General features: G+C 64.8%; 17 protein-coding genes. 12 read left to right on the top strand and 5 right to left on the bottom strand.

Annotation, left to right across the window (positions count from 1 at the left end):
* Positions 1–369: 369 nt before the first annotated feature.
* Together ACTU6V_RS07430 and ACTU6V_RS07425 are read left to right on the top strand one after the other, a co-directional pair.
* Positions 370–801 carry a hypothetical protein gene (locus ACTU6V_RS07430; RefSeq protein ID WP_443475324.1) on the top strand — a complete coding sequence of 144 codons (432 nt, stop codon included), beginning with the start codon at positions 370–372 and terminating at the stop codon, positions 799–801.
* A gap of 1 nt (position 802) precedes the next feature.
* On the top strand, positions 803–1,090 hold the full coding sequence (locus tag ACTU6V_RS07425) for a transcriptional regulator (protein WP_443475323.1): 288 nt from the start codon (positions 803–805) through the stop codon (positions 1,088–1,090).
* 134 nt (positions 1,091–1,224) lie between these two features.
* On the opposite strand, the gene ychF is transcribed toward ACTU6V_RS07425, so the two are convergent.
* The gene (gene ychF, locus ACTU6V_RS07420) at positions 1,225–2,298 is read right to left on the bottom strand and encodes a redox-regulated ATPase YchF (protein ID WP_443475322.1); all 1,074 of its coding nucleotides are present in this window, start codon (positions 2,296–2,298) and stop codon (positions 1,225–1,227) included.
* Between the two features lie 108 nt (positions 2,299–2,406).
* Between ychF and ACTU6V_RS07415 the strand changes: the two genes are divergently transcribed.
* From ACTU6V_RS07415 to ACTU6V_RS07405, 3 genes are read left to right on the top strand one after another with little or no spacing between them, the layout of a single operon-like run.
* Positions 2,407–3,000 carry a 3'-5' exonuclease gene (locus ACTU6V_RS07415; protein ID WP_443467216.1) on the top strand — a complete coding sequence of 198 codons (594 nt, stop codon included), beginning with the start codon at positions 2,407–2,409 and terminating at the stop codon, positions 2,998–3,000.
* Between the two features lie 34 nt (positions 3,001–3,034).
* Entirely contained in the window at positions 3,035–3,442 is a 408-nt protein-coding gene (locus tag ACTU6V_RS07410; RefSeq protein ID WP_443467217.1) for an ankyrin repeat domain-containing protein, read from the top strand.
* Between the two features lie 58 nt (positions 3,443–3,500).
* Complete coding sequence (locus ACTU6V_RS07405) at positions 3,501–4,796, top strand: DNA recombination protein RmuC (RefSeq protein WP_443467218.1); 1,296 nt, start codon at positions 3,501–3,503, stop codon at positions 4,794–4,796.
* On the opposite strand, the gene ACTU6V_RS07400 is transcribed toward ACTU6V_RS07405, so the two are convergent.
* Positions 4,784–5,077: a hypothetical protein gene (locus ACTU6V_RS07400; RefSeq protein ID WP_443467219.1), complete on the bottom strand. Its 294-nt coding sequence runs from the start codon at positions 5,075–5,077 to the stop codon at positions 4,784–4,786. The genes ACTU6V_RS07405 and ACTU6V_RS07400 overlap by 13 nt on opposite strands.
* 98 nt (positions 5,078–5,175) lie before the next feature.
* Positions 5,176–6,162: a class II fructose-bisphosphatase gene (glpX, locus tag ACTU6V_RS07395; RefSeq protein ID WP_443467220.1), complete on the bottom strand. Its 987-nt coding sequence runs from the start codon at positions 6,160–6,162 to the stop codon at positions 5,176–5,178.
* A gap of 184 nt (positions 6,163–6,346) precedes the next feature.
* On the opposite strand from glpX, the gene fbaA reads away from it, so the two are divergent.
* Positions 6,347–7,375 carry a class II fructose-bisphosphate aldolase gene (gene fbaA, locus ACTU6V_RS07390; protein WP_443467221.1) on the top strand — a complete coding sequence of 343 codons (1,029 nt, stop codon included), beginning with the start codon at positions 6,347–6,349 and terminating at the stop codon, positions 7,373–7,375.
* Positions 7,376–7,455: 80 nt separating this feature from the next.
* On the opposite strand, the gene ACTU6V_RS07385 is transcribed toward fbaA, so the two are convergent.
* Both ACTU6V_RS07385 and ACTU6V_RS07380 read right to left on the bottom strand, forming a co-directional pair.
* Entirely contained in the window at positions 7,456–7,971 is a 516-nt protein-coding gene (locus tag ACTU6V_RS07385) for a DUF6264 family protein (RefSeq protein ID WP_443467222.1), read from the bottom strand.
* Positions 7,968–9,005: a 4-hydroxy-3-methylbut-2-enyl diphosphate reductase gene (locus ACTU6V_RS07380; RefSeq protein ID WP_443467888.1), complete on the bottom strand. Its 1,038-nt coding sequence runs from the start codon at positions 9,003–9,005 to the stop codon at positions 7,968–7,970. The genes ACTU6V_RS07385 and ACTU6V_RS07380 overlap by 4 nt, the downstream gene beginning before the upstream one ends.
* 110 nt (positions 9,006–9,115) lie before the next feature.
* Between ACTU6V_RS07380 and xseA the strand changes: the two genes are divergently transcribed.
* From xseA to ACTU6V_RS07350, 6 genes are all read left to right on the top strand, one after another.
* Positions 9,116–10,393 carry an exodeoxyribonuclease VII large subunit gene (gene xseA, locus ACTU6V_RS07375; RefSeq protein WP_443475321.1) on the top strand — a complete coding sequence of 426 codons (1,278 nt, stop codon included), beginning with the start codon at positions 9,116–9,118 and terminating at the stop codon, positions 10,391–10,393.
* Between the two features lie 47 nt (positions 10,394–10,440).
* Positions 10,441–10,701 carry an exodeoxyribonuclease VII small subunit gene (locus tag ACTU6V_RS07370; protein WP_443467224.1) on the top strand — a complete coding sequence of 87 codons (261 nt, stop codon included), beginning with the start codon at positions 10,441–10,443 and terminating at the stop codon, positions 10,699–10,701.
* Positions 10,698–11,339, top strand: a complete 642-nt coding sequence (locus ACTU6V_RS07365) for a DUF4245 family protein (RefSeq protein WP_443467225.1) — start codon at positions 10,698–10,700, stop codon at positions 11,337–11,339. The genes ACTU6V_RS07370 and ACTU6V_RS07365 overlap by 4 nt, the downstream gene beginning before the upstream one ends.
* A complete protein-coding gene (locus ACTU6V_RS07360) occupies positions 11,336–12,010 on the top strand; it encodes a carbonic anhydrase (RefSeq protein WP_443467226.1) in 675 nt (224 codons plus the stop codon). The genes ACTU6V_RS07365 and ACTU6V_RS07360 overlap by 4 nt, the downstream gene beginning before the upstream one ends.
* Entirely contained in the window at positions 12,007–13,401 is a 1,395-nt protein-coding gene (locus ACTU6V_RS07355; RefSeq protein ID WP_443467227.1) for a class II fumarate hydratase, read from the top strand. Before ACTU6V_RS07360 ends, ACTU6V_RS07355 begins: the two co-directional genes overlap by 4 nt.
* Before the next feature lie 203 nt (positions 13,402–13,604).
* On the top strand, positions 13,605–14,441 hold the full coding sequence (locus tag ACTU6V_RS07350) for a DUF559 domain-containing protein (protein ID WP_443475320.1): 837 nt from the start codon (positions 13,605–13,607) through the stop codon (positions 14,439–14,441).
* Positions 14,442–14,461 lie beyond the last annotated feature (20 nt).

Raw genomic sequence — 14,461 nt, 5'->3', positions numbered from 1 at the left:
TCACAGCGTTGGAGTCAACTAAACCGTCAGCAGTCCCGGGCTTCGCGAGGATCTGCTTCGTGACTGGCAAAAGTACCGAAGCCTGCCGCTAGATCAACGCGGACGGGCTTAGATTCCTGCAGATGCCCCGCTAGACCGGATTCGCCCGCACCAAGCGCAAGCGCCGGACCCCGCGGAGGGAACCGACGCTTGCGCGAGACGTTGAAGCGGAACGCGACTAGACGTTAAAGCGCCATTCCACCACGTCGCCACAGATAACAACCTCTACAGCCGACATTCCAGCCCGCTGGCAAGACCGCGAAACGACGGGCGTGCGGGTCACCTCGAGCGCTACTTTCATTTTCTGCAACTAGTTGCTAGCTTGGCACCATGAAGGACACAGAACCGAGCGAGCGCCAGAACGTCACCGCAGTCGAAGCACAGCGACTGCTTGACTCGATGCCGCCTCGACCGCAGCGAGTCTTTACTGCCGGTGATCATCTGAGCGCGATTGCCACGATCGTGCTCTCATTCACGTCCGGACTTCTCGCGCTGAGCGGATTTCCCTGGTGGGCCATCCCACTCACCTTGGGTGCAATCGTCCTGTCAAACGTCTGGATCTCCAAGCGACTGAGTCAGCCGAACGAGCCCCGACTCAAGGGGACCATCATCTCCGCAGCTTTTGCCGTTTGGCTCCTGATCCCCACCTGGCGGGGCCTTGTGCATGGCGAGACGATTCCGTTCCCTGAAGCGTTCATCTTCGCGGGCTTGGCACCTGCGGCATGGCTGGTGTTCTATGTCGTGCTGCTGATCCGCCGCTGAGATGTCATATGCAGAGATCGATGCGCACTTGGTCGCGCCCAAGCGATTCGTCACACTGTCGCATCTGAGTCAGGTAGAGCAAGCGGATTACTCCGCACTGCAAGAGACGACTGGCCTATCGAAGCCCGATCTATCGAAGATCCTTCGCGACTTGGAGGAGCGAGGCCTGGTGGAAGTCTCTAAGGAACGCAAGAACCGTTACGGAACGACACTGATCCGATTGACACCAGAGGGCAGAGGAACGTTCCGCGAGCTGGTGACCACACTCAATCGCATTGCCGGAGACTGAGTATTGCGGGCTCCCCACGCCCTTGAGGAGCGAAGCACACTGAATGCTCGCGCAACGAGTGACCCATGCAAAACGCAAGCGCCGTACCCCGCATTGGGATCCGGCGCTCGCGCAGACCTTAAAGCGGAACTCGACTAGACATTGAATCTAAATTCAACCACGTCGCCATCCTGCATGACGTAGTCCTTGCCCTCCATGCGGGCTTTGCCCTTGGAGCGGGCTTCGGCGACCGAGCCGGTCTCGACGAGGTCTTCGAACGAGATGACCTCGGCCTTGATGAAGCCCTTCTCGAAGTCGGTGTGGATGACGCCGGCAGCCTGCGGCGCCTTGGCGCCCTTCGGGATCGTCCAGGCGCGGGATTCCTTCGGACCTGCCGTGAGGTACGTCTGCAGTCCTAGCGTCTCAAAGCCGATGCGGGCGAGCTGGTCCAGGCCCGACTCGTCCTGACCCGTGGATGCCAGCAGCTCAGCAGCATCCTCAGGATCGAGATCGATGAGCTCGGACTCGATCTTCGCATCGAGGAAGATCGCCTTGGCCGGTGCGACGAGCGCTTCGAGTTCAGCCTTGCGCGCAGCATCCGTCAGCACCGTCTCATCGACGTTGAACACGAAGATGACCGGCTTCGAAGTGAGCAGGCCCAGTTCCTTGATCGGGGCAAGATCGATGCCGCTGACGGAGAGCAGCACTCCACGCTCCAGAGCATCCTTCGCAGCGTTCGCCGTCTCGATGACCGACGGGTCAAGCTTCTTACCGCGCACCTCTTTCTCAAAGCGCGGGATCGCCTTCTCGACCGTCTGCAGGTCAGCGAGCATGAGCTCTGCGTTGATCGTCTCGAGATCGTTCTTCGGGTTGATCGCGCCCTCGACGTGCACCACGTCACCGTCGGCGAATCCGCGCACGACCTGAGCGATAGCATCCGCCTCACGGATGTTCGCGAGGAACTGGTTGCCGAGGCCCTCGCCCTCACTCGCTCCGCGCACGATTCCGGCGATGTCGACGAACGACACCGTCGCCGGGAGCAGTCGCTCGCTGCCGAAGATGTCGGCGAGTGTCTGCAGACGCGAGTCCGGCAGGTTGACGACCCCGACGTTCGGCTCGATCGTCGCGAACGGATAGTTCGCCGCGAGCACGTCGTTCTTGGTCAGAGCGTTGAAGAGGGTGGACTTGCCGACGTTGGGCAGGCCGACGATTCCGATAGTGAGAGCCACGGGGTAAGAGTCTACCGGGGCGCACCTGGACGCCTCACTCGCAGTCGGTCGTTGATTCCTACGGCGAGTCTGCCGCGCGAGACTCCAGCTCAGGGTGAAAGTGAAAGGGTGCCTCTGGACTTCACTGCAATCGACTTCGAAACCGCAAACTCCAGCCCGGCATCTGCCTGCTCGGTCGGACTCGTCCGCGTCCGAGACGGAGAGGTCGTCGCGACCGCAGGGTGGCTGATTCGTCCCCCGGCAGGACACGACGAGTTCCAGGAGTGGAACATCAAGATCCACGGCATCCATCCTCATGAAGTGGCGGATGCTGCGACTTGGCCCGAGCAGTTCGACAGGCTGTGCACCTTCGCCGGAGCTGACGTCCTCGTGGCGCACAACGCGGGCTTCGATATGAAGGTGCTGCGCACGGCGTCCGAAGTCACGCTCCTCGACTGCCCGCCCTACCGCTCGCTGTGCAGCCTCCAGGTGGCACGAAAGGTGTACGACCTTGATTCGTACCGGCTGCCGAACGCCGCAGCCGCTGCCGGCTTCGCCGAGTTCTCGCATCACGACGCTCTGGCAGATGCTCGTGCCTGCGCGCAGATCGTCATCGATGCAGCCCGCCGCACCGCAGCTGCAGATGTGCACGCGCTCGCCAGCTCGCTGAGCCTGCGCGTCACCGAGCCGGCCGCACCGGCGATCGCCGAACGCGCTGCGTGAGGACATCCTCCGCCCGGCACGCAAGAATGGCCGTATGACGAATCCATCCGGCGCCTCCCCCGTCAGCCTCGAAGTCATCGAGGGCACCTTCGATCTTGCGCGAGCGGGTCGTACCGGCCCGCTCGGCGAGATGATCGACGCCGGCGTCCCGCTCGACCTGCGCAACCCGCGCGGCGACACGTTCATGATCGTCGCGACATACGCCGAAGAACCGCACACAGTTGCAGATCTCATCCGTCGCGGGGCAGATCTAAATGCCGAGAATGCGAACGGTCAGACCGCGATCTCATGTGCGGTATTCCGCAAGAACGAGACACTGTTGCGGATGCTGCTGGATGCCGGAGCTGACCAGAACGCCGGCGCAATGTCGGCGATCGCAATCGCCGACCAGTTCAAGCTCACCGAGATGCGCACGGTGCTCGAAGAGTACGCGGCACGCTGACGTTGCCTTATCGGGGCGGCAGCCCGACAATGTCCGAGGCCCGCGGCATCATGGCGGTATGGATGCTTCGCTGATCGCTCTGCTGGTTATCACCGCCCTCGCGGTCGGTGCTGCTGTGGGTTGGTTCGCGCGCGCAACGCGCGCCACCTCTTCGCAAGCGCAGGCACGTGCTGACCTCGCGCGCACTGAAGCCGAACTGGCCGCGGCCCGCGACGACCGTGATCGGCAGTACGACTTGTACCGCGATGCCGTGGAGCATGCTCGTACAGAGCAGCGGGCCGAAGCAGAACGCGTGCAGCAACAGAACGCGGTACTGACCGCACTCGCGCCAGTGCGCGAATCGCTCCAACAGATGCAGACCAAGGTGGCCTCTCTCGAGCAAGAACGCCATGCGCAGTTCGGGTCGCTTGCCGAGCAGCTGCGGCGCGCACAGGAATCAGACGAGGCGCTGCGTGCGACCACCGAATCGCTCGCCGGCGCACTTCGCTCGACGTCGACGCGAGGCGTGTGGGGCGAAACCCAGCTTCGGCGCGTCGTCGAGGCTGCCGGCCTCACTCGCCACGTCGATTTCGATCTGCAGTCGACGATCTCCTCCGACCGCGGGCAAGGCCGACCCGACATGGTGGTGCGTCTTCCTGGAGGCACGTCGATTGCGGTCGATGCCAAGGTGCCGCTCGACGCTTACCTCGAAGCCAGCGCGCTCAGCGGCGGTGACGCGAACGAGGCCCAGCGCCGGGTGCACATGCAGAAACACGTCAAGGCTGTTCGGGCTCACGTCGATGCACTGGCGAAGAAGGCGTACTGGTCCGGGCTCGATGCGAGCCCAGAGTTCGTGATCTGCTTCCTGCCGAGCGAGTCCCTGCTCGCCGCCGCGATCGATGAGGACCCGACTCTGCTCGACTATGCGTTCAGCAAACGCGTCGCACTGGCATCGCCGGTCAACCTCTGGGCAGTACTGAAGACAGTCTCGTTCACGTGGACGCAGCAGGAAGTGTCTACCGAGGCCCGCACGCTGCTCGCGCTGGGCACGCAGCTGTTCGATCGTCTGGGCACCCTCGCCGGTCACGCCGACGACCTGCGCCGCGCGCTGGAGCGCACGGTCGACAGCTACAACAAGTTCGCCGGCTCTCTCGAGACCCGTGTGCTCGTGACAGCGCGACAGTTCCCCGGAATCGATGCATCCGCGCTCGCTCCCGCATCGCCCGCGATCACCAACGTGCCGCGCAAGTTCACCGCTCCTGAGCTGGTCGACGCAGATCCGACATCAGAGATCGAAGCCGACCTCGGCGCACTGCGAAACCGGCTGACAGAGGTCGATTCGGTCGGCAGCAACGACGAGGGTCAGGCGCTGTAGGGAACCCAGCTGAGCGCAGCGATCACGAGCCCCGAAGTCAGGACGAATGCGCCGATCATCCACCACGAGCTGATCTCGTGTCCTTCGGCGCGACGGACCCGGAAGAGCACATCAGCGCGGCGTGCAGGATCCACGTGCGCCGGGGCTGATGTCGCGGCGGCCGCAGCGGCCACACGCGCTGCCTCATCGTCCGCAGAGACCCGCAGAATGCGGCCAGTGTTGGTGGTGACCATCTTCACTGGAGCCGACTTCTCGTTGCTGCTCATCTGTCCCGCGGCCATGTGACCCCTCCCTGGATGTCGTCGAGGATGACTCCTCTGCGACATCACCCATTGTGCCAGGTAACCCTGATAACGGTCGGAGGGGCACTCTCAGAGACTCAGAGCCACTTCGAGACGAGGTGCTCAGATGTGACGCGGCGGAGAGTTCCGGATGCACCGCGCAGCACCACGGATTCCGTATAGACGTAGTTGCCTTCACGACGAACGCCCGCTACGAGCTGCCCATCGGTCACCCCGGTCGCCACGAAGATCGTGTTGTCGCCCTTGACGAGCTCGTCGGCCTCGTAGACGTAGTCCATCTTGAGCCCGGCATCGATCCCTCGCTGGCGTTCTTCATCGTCACGCGGCCAGAGGCGCCCCTGGATGTGTCCGCCGAGCGCCTTGATGGCACACGCGGTGACGATGCCTTCCGGGCTGCCGCCGACACCAACGCACATGTCGGTGCGAGCGCCGTGACGCGCTGCATTGATGCCGCCTGCGACGTCGCCATCGCTCATCAAACGGGTGCCGGCACCCGCCTCACGGATCTCATCGATCAGCTTCTCGTGACGAGGACGATTCAGTACCGAGACGACGATCTCGTCGACCGACTTGCCGAGAGCCTTCGCCAGGCGTCGGATGTTCTCACCGACCGGCAGATTGATGTCGACGACACCGACGCCGGCAGGACCTGTGACGAGCTTGTCCATGTAGAAGACGGTCGAGGCATCGAGCATCGTGCCGCGATCAGAGACCGCGATGACCGAAAGCGCGTTCTGGCGACCAGCAGCCGTGAGCGAAGTGCCATCGATGGGGTCGACCGCGATGTCGCACTCGGGTCCGCGCCCAGAGCCGACGACCTCGCCGTTGAAGAGCATCGGGGCGTTGTCCTTCTCGCCCTCGCCGATGACGACACGGCCCTGGAAGTTCACAGTGCCGAGGAATGCGCGCATGGCGTCGACGGCCGCTCCGTCAGCAGCTTCCTTCGCCCCGCGGCCGATGAACGGCACCGCCCGGATCGAGGCAGCCTCGGTCGCACGCACGAGCTCAAGCGCAAGGTTTCGATCGGGACGCAGGGGGCTCATATCAGCCGTAAGACTCACCATGTGGCCAGCCTAGTGACGACCCCGCATGAGACTGGGGCGTTTTCGTCGCAGCTAGCACGAAGAAATTGCGGTTCTTAACGGCAGAGCAAGAGGCGCTGGCGCCGAGACCGGCAGCGCCGTCATCAGTTCATGGCCAGCGATAGAGTGAGCACTGACCCCGCTTCATCTATCGCAGGAGTTTTTCATGCCCGTCGCCACCCCGGAACAGTACGCAGAAATGCTCGACCGCGCGAAGGCCGGTGGCTTCGCGTACCCGGCGTTCAACGTGTCCAGCTCGCAGACCATCAACTCCGTCCTCCAGGGCCTGACCGAGGCCGGCTCTGACGGCATCATCCAGGTGACCACCGGTGGCGCCGACTACTTCGCCGGCCACACCGTCAAGGCACGCGCCACGGGCGCCCTTGCCTTCGCGCGTTACGCGACCGAGGTCGCCAAGAACTACCCGGTCACCGTGGCACTCCACACCGACCACTGCCCGAAAGATGCCCTCGCAGGCTTCGTCGAGCCGCTCATCGCGGCATCCGAAGAAGAGGTCAAGGCCGGACGCAATCCGATCTTCCAGTCGCACATGTGGGACGGCTCGGCCGTGCCGCTGGCGGAGAACATCGAGATCGCCAAGGATCTCCTCCCCCGCATGAAGAACATCAACGCGATCCTCGAGGTCGAGATCGGCGTCGTCGGCGGCGAGGAAGACGGCGTGGCGCACGAGGGCTCGAACGACGCTCTCTACACGACGTTCGCTGACGTCGACCAGGCGGTTCAGGCACTCGGCCTCGGCGAGCAGGGCCGTTACATCGCCGCCCTCACCTTCGGCAACGTGCACGGCGTGTACAAGCCGGGTGGAGTGAAGCTGCGCCCCGAGCTGCTCGGCGAGATCCAGCAGCAGGTCGCCGCGAAGTACAGCACCGGCGCAAAGCCCCTCGACCTCGTCTTCCACGGCGGCTCCGGCTCAAGCGACGAAGAGATCGCTCTCGCGGTCGCCAACGGCGTCATCAAGATGAACATCGACACCGACACGCAGTACGCGTACACGCGTGCGATCGCCGACTACATGTTCAAGAACTACGACGGCGTCCTGAAGGTCGACGGTGAGGTCGGAAACAAGAAGCTGTACGACCCGCGTGCGTGGGGCAAGGTCGCGGAATCCGCGATGGCCGCTCGCGTCGTCGAGTCGACCCGCCAGCTCGGCTCCTACGGCCAGTCCAAGAGCTGATCACGCGCAAACCTGCAAAACCACGCCGAGACCGCGTCGATTCGACGCGGTCTCGGCGTGGTTTTGCAGGTTCGATGGAGCTACTGCCCTGTCGCACCGTTCAGGTACGCGATGAAGGCGGGATCGTTCATCATCGGCACAGTGATGCAGATCGTCGTGATGATCATGGTGACGACAGCCCCGACGAGCGGCACCCACCAGCTGAGCTTGCCGCGACGCAGACGTCGCACCGACAGCCAGGCGGTGATCGCCCAGCCGATGAACAGCACGACCGCGGCGACTGCGCCCCAGGTCTTGCCCTGCGCGAAATTCGTGAACTCGCCGTCGATGCCGAGGATCTCCATGCTCTGGTTCATCAACGCGGGAAGATCCAGATACGACATCGCGGTCATGAAGACATTGACCACGCCGTACGCGAGCAGAGCGATCGTGATGATGCGATCCCACGGGCGGGCGGCTGGCGCGGACGGCGCCGCCTGCACGGGAGCTGCGGGCGCGGCCTGTATCACCGGTGCCTCGTCCACAGGAGGGAGCCCGGCCAGCCGGCGCTGCTCCTCAGGCGTCGCGTACTCTCCGTACGACGGACGGTCACTCATGAAGAAGCAGCTCCCGTACGGCCGCCGAGCGCACGCGGGTCCTTCTGGCCCGAAATGTCCTGACGAAGCTCCTTGGGAAGCGAGAACATCAGGTCTTCCTCGGCGGTCTTGACCTCTTCGACATCCCGGTAGCCGGCGCCGCTCAGCGCCTCGAGCACCTCGCGGACGAGCACCTCGGGCACGGAGGCGCCACTGGTCACGCCGACCGTCTCAACGCCGTCGAGCCACTCCTGCTTGACCTCTTCCGCGTAGTCGACGCGGTAAGCGGCCTTCGCACCGTATTCCAGAGCGACCTCAACGAGACGCACCGAGTTCGACGAGTTCGACGAGCCGACGACGATCACCAGGTCAGCGTCCTTCGCAACCTTCTTGATCGCGACCTGACGGTTCTGCGTGGCGTAGCAGATGTCGTCAGACGGAGGGTTCTGCAGGTCGGGGAACCGAGCGCGCAGTCGGTTGACGGTCTCCATGGTCTCGTCGACCGACAGTGTGGTCTGCGAGAGCCAGACGACCTTCGAAGGATCCTTCACCTGCACGGTGTCGGCTTCGTCGGGCGAGTTCACGATGGTCACGCGCTCGGGTGCGTGCCCGGCTGTGCCCTCGACCTCTTCATGTCCTTCGTGGCCGATCAGCAGGATCTCGAAGTCATCACGCGCGAACCGCACCGCTTCGCGGTGCACTTTGGTCACCAGCGGGCAGGTCGCGTCGATGGCGTGCAATCCGCGATCGGATGCTGCATCCACGACTGCTGGCGAAACACCATGCGCGCTGAAGACAACGTGTGCGCCCTCCGGCACCTCGTCGACCTCTTCGACGAAGATCGCTCCCTTCGCCTCGAGCTCGGTGACGACGTGGATGTTGTGCACGATCTGCTTGCGCACATACACGGGTGCGCCGTAGCGCTCGAGCGCCTTCTCGACGGCGACGACGGCACGGTCGACACCGGCGCAGTAGCCGCGTGGAGCGGCGAGCAGAACGCGCTTGTGTCCGTCGACCGGGATATCCTGAAGCCGCGTCGCCCGCGAACGTGGAATACGGGGAACGGGAAGATGTACGGTGGCCTGGCTCACACTTCGATCCTACCTTCGGGCGGCGGTGAGAGGCCTGGGCGTCGCACCGGGCGCACAACCGATGAAAGGACGCGATGACGGTCTTCGAAGCCTCCTCCGCGAATGGCCAGACGCCCCCGGCAGACGCGGTCGCACCCCGCGATTCGACAGCGGATGCTCCGACCTCAGTCGCGCGACTGAACGGCACCATCCGCGACTTCATCGCCCGGTGGAACACCGTCTGGGTCGAGGGTGAGATCACCTCGTGGAACGTCCGTGGCGGCAACGTGTTCGGCCGCCTCAAAGACACGCAGTCCGACGCGCAGATTTCGATCCGCGTGTGGTCGAGCGTGCGCGGCCGAATCCCTGCCGACCTCTCGATCGGCGACCATGTGATCGCCGCAGTCAAGGCCGACTACTTCGTCAAGGCCGGAGATTTCAGCTTCACCGTTGCGAGCATGAAGCACGTCGGTCTCGGCGACCAGCTCGAGCGGCTCGAGAAGCTCCGTGCGCAGCTGCGTCAAGAAGGCCTGTTCGACGCATCCCGCAAAAAGCCGTTGCCCTTCCTTCCGCACGTGATCGGACTCATCACCGGCGAGCGATCGGATGCCGAGAAGGACGTTCATCGCAACGCCGAGCTGCGCTGGCCGCAGGTGCGCTTCCGTACCGAATACGCCGCTGTGCAGGGGGACCGGTGCGTCCCCGAGACGCTGGCGGCGCTCGCACGACTGGATGCCGATCCCGACGTCGACGTGATCATCATCGCCCGTGGCGGTGGTGATCCGCAGACGTTGCTGGGATTCAGCGACGAGCGTCTCGTACGCGCGGTGGCCGCGGCATCCGCCCCCATCGTCTCGGCGATCGGCCATGAGAACGACCACCCGCTTCTCGACGATGTCGCAGACCTGCGCGCATCGACGCCGACGGATGCTGCCAAGCGCGTCGTCCCTGACGTCGGAGAGCAGCGGGCGCTCATCGGCCAGCTGCGCGCCCGCGCGACCTCGCGCCTGACTCAGCGCATCTCTCATGACATCGCACAGCTCGAGCAGCTGCGCTCGCGCCCGGTGCTGCGCTCCCCCGAGCCGATCATCGCCGCACGCGCGCAGGAGCTCTGGCTGCTGCAGTCGCGTGGGCGCGACACGATCGATCGACAGTTGGATGCTGCTGGCCGCAAGACCTCCGAGCTGCGCGCGTCGCTGCGCGCGCTGTCCCCTGCCGCAACCCTGGCCCGCGGGTACGCGATCGCTCACCTCGACGGGGGCGTGATTGTTCGCGATGCATCGGATGCTCCAGCAGGCAGCACCCTCACCATCACCGTGGACCGCGGATCGATCGCCGCCCGATCCGAAGGTGAGATCGCCGAGGTCGGCTGATCGTTACCCGGGCAGGCGTTGTCGGAGCGCGTCGTAGACTGGGGAGCGTGACTGCGCCCAACGACACCCCGGTGGAATCCCTGTCGTTCGAAGACGCCCGTGACGAACTCGTTCGCGTGGTCTCCGAGCTCGAGCAGGGTTCTCCTACGCTCGAGCACTCACTCGCTCTGTGGGAGCGCGGCGAAGCGCTCGCCGCCCGCTGCGAGGAATGGCTCCTCGGCGCGAAGCGACGTCTCGAGGCCACGCGTGCCGCGGCATCCGACTCTTCGGCATCCGATTCCGCAGACTCCATCGGGGCGAGTTCATGAGCAAGCAGCCACGCGTCGTCGCGGAGCTCGGTCGGCCCGAGACTGCTGAAGAGACCGCTGAGCGCAAGGCCGAGTTCAGCAAGACCTATCGTTCCAGCCAGACGTTCCGCAACCTGATCGCGGCGCTCATCATCACACTCGCCGTCGTCGCGATCGTGATCTTCGGCGTGCCACGGGGCCAGCCGGCATCCGAACCCGAAGTCGATCTGCCCGGGATCGCAGCAGACGTCGAGTCAACGATGGAGCGTCCGGTGCTCGTACCCGAGCTGGGCGACTTCTGGCGTGTGAACGCTGCGGAGCTCGAAGGCGGTGCCACCGTCGTCTGGAACATCACTCTGGCGCCCGCCGCTGAAGACGAACGCGGATTCATCCGAGTAGCGCAGGCCTTCAAGGCCGATGCGAAATGGGCGCCGCAGGTGTTGAACGGCACGGCCGCGACCGAGACCACCCGCATCGGCGGCCTTGAGTGGGACGTCTACTCGGTGAGCCGGAACTCCGACGACAACGTGAGCTACGCCATCGGCATCCAGGCAGGCGTCGACTACGTCCTCCTTTACGGCTCGCGTTCCCCCGACTCGACCGCAGAACTCGCCGAGTCTCTTGTGCCACAGATCAAAGAGATTGCAGAGGCCTCATGACAGCTCTCACCCCCACAGCCGCCTGGGAGCAGATGCTCGAGGGAAACAAGCGCTTCGTCTCAGGAGAGCCGCGACACCCTAACCAGGACGTGGGACGACGTCATGACCTCGCCAACCACCAGAACCCGCTCGCCACACTGTTCGGATGCTCCGACTCCCGACTCGCGGCCGAGATCATCTTCGATCTCGGACTCGGAGACCTCTTTGTCGTCCGCAACGCCGGCCAGGTGATCGGCGAATCGATCGTGGCGAGCCTGGAGTACGCCGTCGGTATCCTCGATGTGCCGCTGATCGTGGTCCTCGCGCACGACTCGTGCGGAGCCGTGCGCGCAGCGATCGACGGCACGCCTATCGACGCCGCACCCCTGCCCCCGCAGATCTGGAAGCTCATCGCCCCCATCGTGCCGGCCGCTCGCAAGGTGCTCGCTGAGAGCGGTGGTGTCGCGGTCTCAGACATCGACGCAGAGCTGGTCGGCAAGGAGCACCTGCGCAACACCGTGCGCAACCTGCTGCAGTCGTCCGAGATGATCAGCACCGCAGTCGCCGAGGGGCGGCTGGGCATCGTCGGTGCGAACTACCGTCTTTCCGAGGGCACAGCCGTGCCCGTCATCACTGTTGGAATCGAATCGGGGATCGCAGACGATCCCGCAATCCAGGAGGAATCGAAGTGACCGATACCGAGTACCGCATCGAACACGACACCATGGGCGAAGTGCGCGTTCCCGTGAACGCGCTCTACGGAGCTCAGACTCAGCGCGCGGTGGAGAACTTCCCGATCTCGGGCACCGGCCTGGAGTCGACACAGATCGCCGCCCTCGCCCGAATCAAGAAGGCCGCCGCTCTCGCGAACAAGAGCCTGGGCACGCTCGATGGCGCGATCGCCGACGCGATCGCTCAGGCCGCAGACGATGTGGCTACGGGCGCACACGACGGTGAGTTCCCCGTCGACACCTACCAGACCGGCTCTGGCACGTCGTCGAACATGAACATGAATGAGGTGCTGGCGACTCTCGCCACCCGCATCCTCGGTTCTGCCGTGCACCCGAACGACCACGTGAACGCGTCGCAGTCGTCGAACGACGTGTTCCCGACCTCCGTGCACATCGCCGTCACCCAGGCGCTCATCGACACGCTCATCCCTTCGCTCGACCACCTCGCTGTGGCGCTCGAGGCGAAGGCGGAGCTGTGGAAGGACGCCGTCAAGTCGGGCCGCACGCACCTCATGGATGCCACACCCGTCACCCTCGGCCAGGAGTTCGGCGGCTATGCCCGTCAGGTGCGCCTGGGCATCGAGCGCGTGCAGTCCGCACTCCCCCGCGTCGCTGAGGTTCCGCTCGGCGGCACCGCGGTCGGAACCGGCATCAACACCCCGCTCGGCTTCCCCCAGAAGGTCATCGAGCTTCTCGCATCCGAGACCGAGCTGCCGATCACCGAGGCGAAGGACCACTTCGAGGCTCAGGCCAACCGCGACGGCCTGGTCGAGGCATCGGGCGCCCTTCGCACCATCGCCGTCTCGCTGACGAAGATCAACAACGACCTCCGGTGGATGGGCTCCGGCCCCAACACAGGCCTCGGCGAGCTGCACATCCCCGACCTGCAGCCCGGATCCTCGATCATGCCCGGCAAGGTCAACCCGGTTGTTCCGGAGGCCGTGCTGATGGTCTGTGCCCGTGTGATCGGCAACGACGCGACGGTCGCCTGGGCCGGAGCATCCGGTTCGTTCGAGCTCAATGTCGCCATCCCGGTGATGGGCACTGCGCTTCTCGAGTCGATCCGTCTGCTCTCGAACGCTTCGCGTGTGCTCGCCGACAAGACCGTCGACGGCCTCGTCGCCAACACCGAGCGCGCGGCAGCATTCGCCGGAATGTCGCCGTCGATCGTGACGCCGCTGAACAAGCTCATCGGCTACGAGGCTGCCGCGAAGATCGCCAAGCACGCTGTCGCCAAGGGCATCACGGTGCGCGACGCCGTGATCGACCTCGGCTACGTCGAGCGCGGTGAGCTCACCGAGGCTCAGCTGGACGAGAAGCTCGACCTGCTGAGCATGACGCGCGCGGGCTGACTCGCGGCTCGGGCTCCGCGACACTTTGGGGGCCGGTTACACGAATGTCGGACGATTCTTCGGGATCGGTCCGACATTCGTCGTTGCGGCCCCCGAAGTGTCGGGCACGGCTCGTTCTGCACCGGATGCAGCGAGGCAGGGTTATCCACGGAACGCGTGTTTCCGGGCGTAGACGAACGGATGCTTCCGCCAAAGTAGTCGGCATGTTCGACCCTGCCCTGCTCATCGCACGCCTCGGCGGAATCGTCCGCGGCGTGCGGCTTCAAGAATTCGGCGTCACAAGGCATCAGCTCGCGATCGCCGTCGACGCCGGCGAGATCCGACGTCTGCGCCCGGGGACGTTCGCGTCGCCGGATGCGCACCCGGCTGAGGTGAACGCGGCCATGCACGGCGGAGCACTCACCTGCTCGGCCGGACTTCGGCAACACGGAGTGTGGGTGCTCGCAGCCGTCGGATCCGCTCACGTGTGGGTCGGTCGCCGCGGCCGCGGCCATCCGCATGCGCGCTGCTCGTGTGTGAGCCACTTCTTCCGCGGCACGCCTCCGTTAGGCCTCACCGAGGTTGAAGACTCCCTCGTCCACCTCTACCGCTGTGAGGGAGCCGAGTCATTCTTCGCGTCCTTCGAATCCGCATGGCAGCTCCGGCTCCTCTCGAAACCGGCGAGGGATCGCGTGCGGGCGGCACTACCGGCATCCGCACGCTGGCTCGTGGATTTCGCGCGACCCGACGCGGGCAGCGGACTCGAATCCATCCTGCGGCTTCGCCTGCACCTCATCGGGATCGCGCTCGAATGTCAGGTGCAGATCGTCGGCGTCGGCCGTGTCGACTTCGTCGCCGACGGTCGCTTGATCATCGAGGTCGATGGAAGAGAGAATCACGATGGCCCGTTGATGCGTCATAAGGATCTGATGCGGGATGCCGCAGCATCCGCCATCGGATACGAGACGCTCCACTTCGACTATGCGCAGGTCATCCACGATTGGCCGAATGTCGAACGGGCGATCCTGGGTGCGCTCGCGCGTCTCCGCGACTATGCATGAGCGACAGGACGGGGGCACGA

The organism is Microbacterium zouquanmingi, assembly GCF_052266675.1.
In the GTDB taxonomy this organism is placed as follows: Bacteria; Actinomycetota; Actinomycetes; order Actinomycetales; family Microbacteriaceae; genus Microbacterium.
The sequence above is the reverse complement of the archived record's forward strand: the minus strand, read 5'-3'. Positions and strand labels throughout refer to the sequence as shown.